The sequence below is a fragment of the Pseudanabaena sp. PCC 9330 genome (assembly GCF_055795045.1).
This window is the reverse complement of the sequence record NZ_JAYFES010000109.1, coordinates 1-10,717: the sequence shown is the minus strand read 5'-3', so window position 1 is coordinate 10,717 and position 10,717 is coordinate 1. Positions and strand designations below refer to the sequence as shown.

9 protein-coding genes are annotated in these 10,717 nt (G+C 56.0%); 3 read left to right on the top strand and 6 right to left on the bottom strand.

Going from position 1 to position 10,717, the window contains the following annotated elements; translation table 11 throughout:
* Positions 1 to 345: 345 nt before the first annotated feature.
* On the top strand, positions 346 to 1,233 hold the full coding sequence (gene glyQ, locus AC0QKW_RS15890; RefSeq protein WP_473152060.1) for a glycine--tRNA ligase subunit alpha: 888 nt from the start codon (positions 346 to 348) through the stop codon (positions 1,231 to 1,233).
* A gap of 116 nt (positions 1,234 to 1,349) precedes the next feature.
* On the opposite strand, the gene AC0QKW_RS15885 is transcribed toward glyQ, so the two are convergent.
* Together AC0QKW_RS15885 and petH are read right to left on the bottom strand one after the other, a co-directional pair.
* Entirely contained in the window at positions 1,350 to 2,660 is a 1,311-nt protein-coding gene (locus tag AC0QKW_RS15885; RefSeq protein ID WP_473152061.1) for a homoserine dehydrogenase, read from the bottom strand.
* Between the two features lie 114 nt (positions 2,661 to 2,774).
* Positions 2,775 to 4,034: a ferredoxin--NADP reductase gene (gene petH, locus AC0QKW_RS15880; protein WP_473152059.1), complete on the bottom strand. Its 1,260-nt coding sequence runs from the start codon at positions 4,032 to 4,034 to the stop codon at positions 2,775 to 2,777.
* Positions 4,035 to 4,787: 753 nt separating this feature from the next.
* On the opposite strand from petH, the gene AC0QKW_RS15875 reads away from it, so the two are divergent.
* Both AC0QKW_RS15875 and AC0QKW_RS15870 read left to right on the top strand, forming a co-directional pair.
* Positions 4,788 to 5,792: a phosphoribulokinase gene (locus AC0QKW_RS15875; RefSeq protein ID WP_473152058.1), complete on the top strand. Its 1,005-nt coding sequence runs from the start codon at positions 4,788 to 4,790 to the stop codon at positions 5,790 to 5,792.
* 64 nt (positions 5,793 to 5,856) lie between these two features.
* The gene (locus AC0QKW_RS15870; RefSeq protein WP_473152057.1) at positions 5,857 to 6,261 is read left to right on the top strand and encodes a DUF2721 domain-containing protein; all 405 of its coding nucleotides are present in this window, start codon (positions 5,857 to 5,859) and stop codon (positions 6,259 to 6,261) included.
* An 11-nt stretch (positions 6,262 to 6,272) separates the two neighbouring features.
* Here AC0QKW_RS15870 and AC0QKW_RS15865 read toward each other — a convergent pair whose 3' ends face one another.
* The 4 genes from AC0QKW_RS15865 to AC0QKW_RS15850 form a co-directional block, all read right to left on the bottom strand.
* Positions 6,273 to 6,824: a hypothetical protein gene (locus tag AC0QKW_RS15865; protein ID WP_473152056.1), complete on the bottom strand. Its 552-nt coding sequence runs from the start codon at positions 6,822 to 6,824 to the stop codon at positions 6,273 to 6,275.
* 478 nt (positions 6,825 to 7,302) lie between these two features.
* Positions 7,303 to 7,914 carry a cupredoxin domain-containing protein gene (locus AC0QKW_RS15860; RefSeq protein WP_473152055.1) on the bottom strand — a complete coding sequence of 204 codons (612 nt, stop codon included), beginning with the start codon at positions 7,912 to 7,914 and terminating at the stop codon, positions 7,303 to 7,305.
* A 136-nt stretch (positions 7,915 to 8,050) separates the two neighbouring features.
* The gene (locus AC0QKW_RS15855; RefSeq protein WP_473152054.1) at positions 8,051 to 10,303 is read right to left on the bottom strand and encodes a heavy metal translocating P-type ATPase; all 2,253 of its coding nucleotides are present in this window, start codon (positions 10,301 to 10,303) and stop codon (positions 8,051 to 8,053) included.
* A 33-nt stretch (positions 10,304 to 10,336) separates the two neighbouring features.
* A complete protein-coding gene (locus tag AC0QKW_RS15850) occupies positions 10,337 to 10,531 on the bottom strand; it encodes a heavy-metal-associated domain-containing protein (protein ID WP_473152053.1) in 195 nt (64 codons plus the stop codon).
* Positions 10,532 to 10,717 lie beyond the last annotated feature (186 nt).

The window sequence follows — 10,717 nt, the reverse complement described above, 5'->3', positions numbered from 1 at the left end:
GCCTTTAAAGGGGCCGCTCAAAAGGGTTTCTTGCAAAATTTCTCGGGAAAATCTCTCAGCCAACACCGTATATGGCGGTCAGAGCATGGAAAAGAACGGCACGGGTAGTGGCCGGAATTCCCTCTGCACAAAGGTTATATGGATTGAAAGGTGGCCTTGGGTACGCTCTTCGTTGGATATACAGACGGCCTAAAAAACTTTTGAATAAGTTGCTGCCCTGGGCTGCCGGGCGTAGGTAGTGGCCTAAAAGGATCCGGAGAAGAATCTCTCTACGCTGGGGCCAAGTCTGTTGAATACTATTAGAGGCAATGCGTATGAGTCTGGATTAGTAACCGGGGGATAGCTGTGCACTTTCAGTCTGTAATTGCGACGCTGAATGATTTTTGGGCCAAGCAGGGCTGCGTGATTATGCAGCCCTATGATACGGAGAAGGGAGCGGGGACGAAGAGCCCACACACGTTTTTGCGGGCGCTAGGGCCGGAACCATGGGCGGTAGCCTATGCGGAACCCTGTCGCCGCCCGGCAGATGGCCGCTATGGAGAGAACCCAAACCGTTACCAGCACTATTTTCAGTACCAGGTGTTGATCAAGCCGTCGCCGAGCGATATTCAGGAAGTATATATAGAGTCGCTTCGGGCTTTGGGCATCAAGCCCGAGGATCACGACATTCGGTTTGTGGAGGACAACTGGGAAGATGCGGCGGTGGGTGCCTGGGGCGTAGGCTGGGAGGTGTGGCTAGACGGGATGGAGGTGACCCAGTTCACCTATTTTCAGCAGTGTGGGGGGATTGACTGTCGCCCGGTGTCGATTGAGCTGACTTACGGGCTGGAGCGGTTGACGATGTATTTGCAAGAGGTGGATGCGATCGCCAAAATTCGCTGGAACGATCAGCTCACCTATGGCGATATCTATATGCAGGCGGAGATCGAGAACTCGACCTACAATTTTGAGGCATCGAACCCAGAGTTGCTATTTACGCTGTTTGACCTGTACCAACAGGAGGCGGAGCAACTGATGGATCGGGGGCTGGTGCTGCCAAGCTATGACTATGTGCTGAAGTGCTCCCACACCTTTAACCTACTGGATGCGCGAGGGGTGATCTCTGTGACGGAGCGCACCCGGTACATTCGCCAGGTGCGGGGACTGGCGCGGCGGGTGGCACAGTTGTACTTGGAGCAGCGGGAGAGGCTGGGCTTTCCACTGCTGGAGAAGTCTGAGAAGCAGGCAGCGTAGAGCATTCATAGCCACGAGTTAGACCCCTGGGTTCTGAGGTGAAGGCAAGTGTCTTTCGATATTGCCCAGTAGAACCCTGGGGTCTGGGTCTGCGGCATTTGACAGCTGAGGGCCGACTACAACACCCGCAACACACTCGCTACGCTGTGAATCTCCGAGTACTGGCGCAGTTCATCCAGCGCTGTCTGAAAATTGGCCTCGGTTACTTCGTGGCTGACAATGACGATCTCTGCTCGGGTCTCGTGCTGGCCAATTTGCACTATTGACTCTAGGCTCACCTGGTGGTGGCCGAAGCACAGTCCCAGTTTGCCGATCACCCCTGGCTCATCCTCCGCCAGCAGGCGCACGTAAAAGCGGCTGACAATGTCGGCCATGGGGATGACTTTGCAGTAGTGCTGGTGGCTACAGGCCAGTAGGGGGTTGGTGGACCGAGGGATCGCCCCCGCTGTCAGATTGGCCGCCAAGTTTAGCAGGTCAGACACCACTGCGCTGGCTGTTGGCCCTTCCCCGGCCCCTGGCCCAAAGAACATCACCTGGCCAATGGGATCGCCCTCGATCAAAATGGCGTTGTAGACGTCGTTCACTGAGGCCAGGGGATGACTCACCGGCACCAGGGTGGGATGTACCCGCAGTTGTAAGTGATCTAACGCTTGATTAGATGTCTCATCAAACTCGCCGTCGCGACGGGCGATCGCCAGCAGCTTGATCACAAACCCTAGGCGATCGGCATAGGCAATGTCGGCGGCAGTGACCTGACGTATGCCCTCGCTATAGACCTCCGATAGCTTAATGCGGCCACCAAAGGCTAGCGAGGCCAGAATAGCGATCTTGTCGGCGGCATCTAGCCCGTCTACATCGGCAGACGGGTCAGCTTCGGCATAGCCCAGGCGCTGGGCGTCAGCCAAGATCGACTCAAAGTCTCCACCTTCGCGCTGCATGCGGGTGAGGATGTAGTTGGTGGTGCCGTTGATAATCCCCGTTACGGCGTGGATGCGATTGACCCCGAGGGCCTGCTTCAGGGGCTGGATGACCGGAATGCCCCCGGCTACCGCCGCCTCCAGCAACACGTAGACCCCGGCTTCGTTGGCGGCAGTAAAAATCTCGTCGCCATAGCGAGCAATCACTGCCTTGTTGGCGGTCACCACATGCTTGCCCTGGGCGATGGCTTTGAGCATGAGCGATCGCGCCGGCTCTAGCCCCCCTAGCACCTCTACCACTACATCGATGGTGGGGTCGCTAACAATGCTCTCTAAATCGGTAGTGAGCAAACTGGGATGCAGTGCTACTGCGCGAGGCTTATCGAGGCTCCGCACCCCCACCCGAGCTAGCTCTATCTGTCCCACTAAGGGATGACGATGAGCCGGGTCCAGCAAAATCTTTGCTGCCCCCGACCCCACAGTTCCTAACCCCAGCAAACCGACACGCATAACCACTGGCCTGACTTCCTTAACTGCGATCGCTATGCCCAATTGTAAAGGGATTGCTGCAAGCAAAAAAAAGAAGGGTCGAATCGACCCTTCTTTTTTTTGCTTGCACAGTACCTAGTAGGTCTCTACGTGCCAGCGGTGCTCTTTCTTCATCTGCTTGCGAAACTCAGTCCAGTCGACGCCGTGCTTGCTAGCAGCAACAGTCATACCTTCATCGATGCCGCCTTCCATACCCTTCAGACCGCACATGTAGGTGTGGGTATTGGGCTTCTGCATCAGTTCCCATAGCTGGTCGGCATGCTCAGCTACCCGATGCTGAATGTACATACGGCCACCTTCAGCATTTTGCTGCTCACGGCTGATGGCGTAAGTGAGCTTGAAGTTGTCAGGAAACTCTTTCTGAATCTGTTCAAGCTCCTCTTTGTAGAGGATGTTGCCGGTATAAGGCACCCCAAACACTAACCAGGCTAAGCCCTTAAACTGGTAGTCAGAATTCTTCTGGCGCTCCGCCTCTTTGAACATGCGCCATAGGTAGGCACGGAAGGGAGCAATGCCTGTGCCCGTAGCCAACATGATAATAGTGGCTTCAGGATCTTCGGGCAGCAGCATTTCTTTGCCTACCGGTCCGGTAATTTTGACGTCGGCACCGGGCTCAATGTGGCACAGGTAGGTCGAGCAAGTACCGTAGACGGTCTCGCCTGACTCAGGATGCTTGTACTCGAGCTGGCGCACGCAGAGCGACACGGTTTTGTCGTCTAGATGATCGCCGTGGCGGGTCGAGGCAATGGAGTAGAGGCGCAGCTTGTGAGGCTTGCCCTTCTCGTCGGTACCAGCGGGAATAATGCCAATGCTCTGGCCTTCCACGTAGTGCAGGTTGCCTTCCGAAAGATCGAAAGTAATGTGCTGCACAATCCCAGATCCACCTTCACGAACCAGGGGTTCATTGGATAGTACCTTGCCAACGTAGGGAGCGTTGGGCTTGTAGAGATTGACGGGCACGCTAGCAGCGGGCTTTTGCGCGGCTTGAGTCATGGGCTTTTTTTTGGTTTGGGTGGGCGCGGTCTCAGCTGGGGCAGCAGCTTCGGCAGACGCAACCACAGGTGCCGTAATCGGTGTGGGCTCAGCATTGCTAGCCGTACCCACCTCTTCAATCGGTCTGATGCTAACAATCTTGCCGCCTAGGCGGGCAATGCGCTGCATCTCCTGGTTCATGCGGCTGTAGGGCACCGTCAGAAAAACGCTGCCACTCTTGCGAATGGGGTTGTTTGACTTGTCGGCTTCTGCGTTTTGGCGCAAACCCTGCACTTCGTATAAAAACAAACGGCTCCCGGCCACAGTACTGGCGTTGCCGCCGCTCACACTTGGATTGTACATATCTAATCTTTTGACTCTCTAGACCCAACTTAGTGTGACGGAGACACACCGTCATGCCCCGTCGCTAAGGCCCAGCACACCTTGCCTAGACAGCCCTAGGGCTGATCTGAAGACAGCAGCACCAGACACACTTTTAGCTTAGGGTATCACTGTAAGACGGTGTAATGCCTAGGGTTGAGAGATATAGCAGGCTGAGCAGCCCGCATCAATCCTTAGCCCAGCCTATGCCCCAGTGAATGACTGCACTCTAGTCACATCCAGCGGGAAAGACTGTGTCCTTTGCAGCATCGGAGGTTAAGTTAAACTTAAAGTCTCCTGACTCGATGCAGCAAAGTCTCTGGCTTGGGGCGATCGCACTCAAAAATCCTCAACCGATCCCTTCGCAAAAACTGTTGTGAAGGATACTAGCTTCTGATAGGATGAAACCAATTGCGGTAGAAATACTTATCCTCCTGACAAGCTTGGTGCCTGAGGCAGCTTAGCGAACCTAGAGGAGCATAAAATAAGTTAGCGCTTAGGCTGTAGCTGAGTTCGTGTCAGCCGGTTAAGTGGTAGCCCGTAGATGCTGGGGAAGGCTTTTGGTGTTCCCTCAAGCTAAGGTATCTAGGCCTGCCCTGGTGCGCCATTCGCAAGCCATTTCCCCCTGGGAATGTTGGGGCAGCAGCCAACTAGAGCAAACCTCTGGAAATGGCGGTGACTCACTGCGCTGTAACGCTCAGTCCTGTTTTATAGAAGGTTGTTTAGAGGGAACTTATGATCAGCAAGTCAGACAAAGTAGTTCTAATCGGCGTCGCTGGCGACTCTGGGTGCGGCAAATCTACCTTTTTACGACGACTGAGCGATTTGTTCGGTGCTGAGTTCATAACCGTCATCTGCTTGGATGATTATCACAGCCTCGATCGCAAACAACGCAAAGCAGCCGGGGTTACCGCCCTCGACCCCAAGGCCAACAATTTTGATCTGATGTACGAGCAGATCAAAAGCCTCAAAGAGGGTAAGAGCATTGACAAGCCGATCTACAACCACGAGACCGGTGAGCTTGACCCTCCAGAGCGGGTTGATCCTAACCGCATCATCGTGATTGAAGGGCTCCACCCCCTCTACGATGAACGAGTTCGTGAGCTGCTTGACTTCAGCGTCTACCTCGACATCAGTGATGACGTCAAGATCGCCTGGAAGATTCAGCGGGACATGGCTGAGCGTGGTCACACCTATGAAGATGTGCTGGCCTCGATCAACGCTCGCCGCCCCGACTTTGAAGCCTACATCGACATCCAAAAGCAATATGCCGATGTGGTCATTCAGATTTTACCCACCCAGCTTATTCCAAATGATGAAGAGAAGAAGGTGCTGCGGGTGCGGCTGATCCAGCGGGAAGGTGTTAGCGGCTTTGATCCGGTTTATCTCTTTGACGAGGGTTCCACAATTGACTGGATTCCCTGCGGCCGTAAGCTCACCTGCTCTTACCCTGGTATTCGTATGCACTATGGCCCTGACGCCTACTATGGCCACGAGGTCTCGGTGCTAGAGGTGGACGGCCAGTTTGATCGGCTCGAAGAGTTGATCTACATCGAGAGCCATCTGAGCAACACCTCTACCAAGTACTATGGCGAAATGACTGAGCTACTGCTCAAGCACCGCGAGTATCCGGGTTCTGCTAACGGCAGTGGCCTGTTCCAGGTGCTGGTGGGGCTCAAGATGCGCGCCACCTACGAGCGGCTGATTGCTGCGGGTCGCGAAGTAGCGGCCACCGCCTAGGTCTAGGCTAAATTTATCTGGACTTGATTGAGAGAGGATGTCGATCGCGATATCCTCTTTTTTTATGGAACTAACTACCCCCGCCCTGCTGTTTCCCGCTATCTCACTGCTGCTGCTAGCCTACACCAATCGGTTTCTGGTGCTGGCTCAGCTGATTCGTCAGCTGCACAGCTCTGAGCGCGACTACTTTGAAAGCATGGTGCAGCGCCAGATTGCGAACCTGCGCCAGCGCATTGCCCTAATTCGCCTGATGCAGGCGCTAGGGGTATCCAGCTTTATTGTCTGTACGCTCTCAATGCTAAGTTTGTTTGTGGCTCAGCAGAGGCTAGCCGAAGGGCTCTTTGGACTGAGTCTACTGCTGCTGGTAGGGTCGCTGCTAACCTCACTGTACGAAATTGCTATTAGCACCAAGGCGATCGAAGCTGAGCTGGCCGATATCGACGCCAAATGCCGTGGCCCTCGGTGCTAGTCAGACAATAGTTACTGGGTCTTGAGGGTCAGAGTTTGGTTTGGTTCTATGACCACGACCCGCTGGGCCGTCGTATTGCCAATAATGGCTCCAGCAGCGGCACCCCCCAGAATGCTGCCCACCGAAACTCGGCCAGTTAGGATGCCGCCGACCGCCGCACCTCCTGCCGCGCCAATGCCGGCATCGGTCAAAATGGCGCCGGTACCAGTTTCGCGGGGATCTTTTATATCGCGCAATAGCTCAGAGGCCGCATTGATGGTGTAGATTTGGTTGCCCACTTCAACGGCGGTGGCCACATAGCGTACCCCTCCAGGGGCCGGCTCAAACTGTCCTCGCACAATCGACCCGGCGGGAATAGTGCGCCCGTTGAGACTCGTGGCAGCCTCCACTTGCAGCGATTGCTCCACCGTGGTGTCGGGGTTGAGATAGAGGGCTTCGCTGTTGGGGGTAATAGCCTGAATCGGCGATGACACAAATAGCTGGGCTTGGGCGGCGGGCACTTGCACCAGCCCCATCACAGGCATAAGTGTGAGGGTTAACGCAGCGAGGGGAGTTATTTTCATCGCGACCTCCGGAGATGACACAGTGGCAACCTAAAGACCCTGGGGTAAAGGTATAGGGGAAGGATGGGGTAAGAAGGGATCTGGGTCTGCGATGCCGCAAAGCCCACAGAGGCTAATGACGCTGCCGACAGTGAGATGTTCCGCCCCTATCTAAGCTTAACGCCCTCAGCATGACTCACCCGAGATAGCCCCATCTGACCTATCCTTGGCAGCGTGTGACGCGCAGGCCTTAAACCTGTTGATCAAAATTAAAGACTCTCAGGGCAAGCGCCAAATCGTCTGATAGTAAATTCTGCTTGGTTATCCCCAATTTGAATTTGGCATGAATCAGAATCAGGTTCAGTTTTACTAACGCCAGGAATGAATAGAGCACTATAGATCTGGCGGACTCGTCCAGCATTCTGCCATTCAGCAATGCTTCTAACCGCTGTCACGGCACCCCTCGTGAGTGACCGTTACCTCTGGCAAGGGAACAGGGTCAGGGAACAGGGTCTGCCGTGGGTTCAACAACATCATGGTACTGAGGGTCAGGCAGTTCTGCCTTAGTTGGGGCTACAGCAGGAGGCGATGGGCCGTCATCAGCAACAACTTCTACCGTGCCGCGAAACATATTCATACCGCAGGCAAACTCGTAGCGACCGGGCTGGGTGGGGGTGAACTCGATCGCAGTAGTCTGATTCATCGGCAGCCCCTGGGCAATGCGAAAATCAGGAAAGCGTACTTCTTCTAAGCAGCTGCTGGGGTCTTTACGGTAGAAGTTAAGTCGCACCGGCTGCCCCGCCCGTACCACGATGTGACTCGGGTCGTAACCGCCATCGACGGTGACAGTCACCGCTTGCACACCGTCCGTAGCCATGGCTTTACGAGACTTAGGCTTGCTAAATAAAAACCACCAGAGTTCGAGGCCAATCAGCCCTAGCCCAGCACTGGTAACGGCGACCCTAGACCATAGGGGTTGCTCAATGCGCTGAAATTGCCCGCTGGGCTCAGCCATACCCGTATGAACCGTTTGGGCTGGGGTGCTGCTGGCCACGGTGAGGGCGAGGGCCAAACCGGCGAGACCGCCGAGGGTGAGGTGTTTGAGTTTCATAGGGAAGCTCCGTGGATGGAGGGCTGGGGCTGGGGGGAGGTAGGAGATGGTTTTGAAGTTTGAATTCTGAGTTTTGAATGTTGGGTTATGGGCCTCAATAGAGAACTCAAAACTAAACGCCCAAAACGTTCTTCCCTCACCCTCGTAATCTGGGCCGAAAGTTCCGCAACCGCAGTGCATTCGTCACGACCGACACCGAGCTAAAGGCCATCGCTGCCCCGGCAATAATTGGGCTGAGCAGCCAGCCAAAAATGGGGTAAAGAATGCCCGCCGCGATGGGGATGCCCGCGACGTTGTAGACAAAGGCAAAAAACAGGTTTTGGCGAATGTTGGCCATGGTGGAGCGGGAGAGCTGAATGGCGGTGACAATGCCGTGGAGGTCGCCGGAGATCAAAGTGATGTCGCTGGCGGCGATCGCCACATCGGTGCCTGTCCCGATCGCCATACCCACATCGGCCTGGGCCAGGGCGGGGGCGTCGTTGATGCCGTCGCCCACCATTGCCACGACTTTGCCTTCTCGCTGTAGAGTGTCGATCTGGGCGGCTTTTTGGTCGGGGCGCACCTCAGCAAAGACGCGGGTAATGCCGACTTCGCGGGCGATCGCCTCGGCGGTGCGGCGGTTGTCGCCGGTCAGCATGACCACCTCTAGGCCCATGCGTTGCAGGGTGGCGATCGCAGCGACCGAAGAGGGTTTGACGGCATCGGCGATCGCTAGAATTGCCTCTACTTGGCCATCCACCGCCAGCCACACCACGGTGCGACCTAGGGATTCTAGTCTGTCCCATTGGCTTTGAAGGCGATCGGTGGCGAGGCCCAGTTCCTGCATCCAGCGGTGGGTACCAATCTGCACGCGCTGCCCGGCGACAGCACCCTGAACGCCGCTACCGGCAATGGCCTCGAAGCCTTGGGAGTCTTCTAGAGCTAGCCCCTGGGCCTGGGCATAGTTGACCACCGCTGCGGCCAGGGGATGCTCGGAGTTGCGCTCCAAAGAGCCTGCCAGTTTCAGCAAATGCAGCTCAGTAGCGGTACCGTTTACGGTCAGGTAATCGGTCACCGTGGGCTGGCCCTGGGTAATCGTCCCCGTCTTATCTAGCACAATGGTCTGGATTTTGTGGGCCAGCTCCAGGCTGTCGGCCCCTTTGATCAAAATGCCGTTTTCCGCGCCTTTGCCCGTACCGACCATAATTGAGGTCGGCGTGGCCAAACCCAACGCACAGGGGCAGGCAATAATCAGCACACCCACGGTGGGAATCAGCGCCATGGCGACGTTGCCCATGACGTTGTACCAGACGATAAAGGTGAGAATTGCGATCGCCATCACCACCGGTACAAACCAGGCCGTCACCCGGTCAGCCATCTTTTGAATCGGGGCTTTTGACCCCTGGGCCTGCTGCACCAGCCTGACAATCTGCGCCAAAAACGTATCTTTACCCACTCGGGTAGCGCGAAATTTGAAGCTGCCGGTTTTATTCAGCGTCGCGCCAATCACCTCGTCACCAACGGTTTTCTGTACGGGCAGGCTTTCGCCGGTCACCATGGCCTCATCAAGGGTAGAGGCCCCATCGATGATCTCACCATCAACGGGAATTTTCTCCCCAGGGCGCACCAGCACCACATCGCCCAGCACCACGTCGCCAATGGGAATGTCATACTCTCGCCCATCGCGAATCACCCGCGCGGTTTTGGCCTGCAAGCCCATTAGCTTACGAATCGCCTCCGAGGTCTGGCCCTTAGCCCGGTTTTCTAGCAGTCGCCCCAGCAAAATCAGGGCGATAATCACCGCTGCGGCTTCAAAATACACGTCGGGGTTCAACCCCTGGTCAATAAACCACTGGGGATAGAGAGTGGGGAACAGCGAATAGAGAAAGGCAGTTCCTGTCCCCACCGCTACCAGCGTATCCATGGTGGCCGAATGGCGCTTGAGGGCCTTCCAAGCGTTGATAAAAAAGGAATTTCCGGCCCAGAACAGCACGGGCGTAGTCAGCCCTAGCTGCAACCAGGGATTGTGCAGCCACATGGGGATAAAGGGAATCGGCAGCCCCGTCATCATCGGCAGCGAGCCAATCACCAAAATGCCGCCAACCACCAGGCTAAACACGGCTTTGCGGGTGAGTTTGCGGTTTTCGGCCTCTCGATCTCTGCGCTCGGCATCATCCTCAACGGTCAGCGGGTCGTCGCTGATTGGCTGAGCCCCGTAGCCCGCGTCCTCCACCGCCGACTGAATGTGGGTGAGGTTGGTCTGGTGGGAGTCGTAGGTGACAGTGGCCTGCTCAGCCCCAAAGTTGACGCTGCACGCCTCCACCCCCGGCACCGAGCGAATCGCGTTTTCAATACTGCTGGCGCAGGCGGCACAGCTCATGCCTCGCAGTTTAAGGATTTGGTTTTGCATCGGTGCTGTCCTCAAGGATGGGTCACTGTGGAGTCAGGCAACGGTGTAGCCTGCACCAGTGATGGCCGCTTTGATAGATGATTCAGCGGCGTTGGTGTCGATGGTGACCGCTTTGGTTTTAGGGTCGGCAGTAACCTGGGCCGTGGCATCGACCGACTGAATTGCTTTAGTCACAGTCTCGACACAGGCAGAACAGGCCAAGTTAGGAACGGTGAGGGAAAGAACCATCGATAGACCTCTGAAATTGTGGTTAGGTCTATCTTGGGGGCTCCAGTTCACTGGAGAGTCAAGTGGTTGATGTGCAGCTATTCGTGCTGTTGTTGCAAATCGGCTATGTCTGCAAACAGGGTGTCTACGCCAGCGGGATGAAGCGCTTCATCCCGCTGGCGTAGACACCCTGTAGGGGCGCACCCC